The 247-nt window shown below is 30.4% G+C and carries 1 protein-coding gene and 1 pseudogene; both read left to right on the top strand.

Annotation, left to right across the window (positions count from 1 at the left end):
* On the top strand, positions 1-128 hold a 128-nt coding region (locus IDG64_RS14785), incomplete at its 5' end, for a FeoB-associated Cys-rich membrane protein (protein ID WP_206171374.1).
* A pseudogene (locus IDG64_RS15370) lies at positions 121-234 on the top strand (hypothetical protein); the annotation flags it as partial. The gene IDG64_RS14785 and the pseudogene IDG64_RS15370, both read left to right, overlap by 8 nt.
* Between the last annotated feature and the right edge of the window lie 13 nt (positions 235-247).

Here is a 247-nt window from a genome sequence, read left to right as displayed (position 1 = left end):
TGTCAGTCATTATTAACATTTTAATTTTTTTAGCAATTTTCGGATATGCCTTATATACACTAGTAAAATTTTTCAAGCGTTCAAAACAAGGAAAATGTGGTACATGTGACATTAATCGTGATTGTTGAACAGCAAGTACGTGACAAAATTACAGATTATTATCTAGATCATACAGACGTTAAACATGTGGATATAGATGTTGAGGATAACGAATTAGTCGTAAAAGGTACATAACGACACTTTAACA

Source organism: Staphylococcus sp. EG-SA-15, from assembly GCF_017151895.1.
GTDB classification, from domain to species: domain Bacteria; phylum Bacillota; class Bacilli; order Staphylococcales; family Staphylococcaceae; genus Staphylococcus; species Staphylococcus aureus.
The sequence above is the reverse complement of the archived record's forward strand: the minus strand, read 5'-3'. Positions and strand labels throughout refer to the sequence as shown.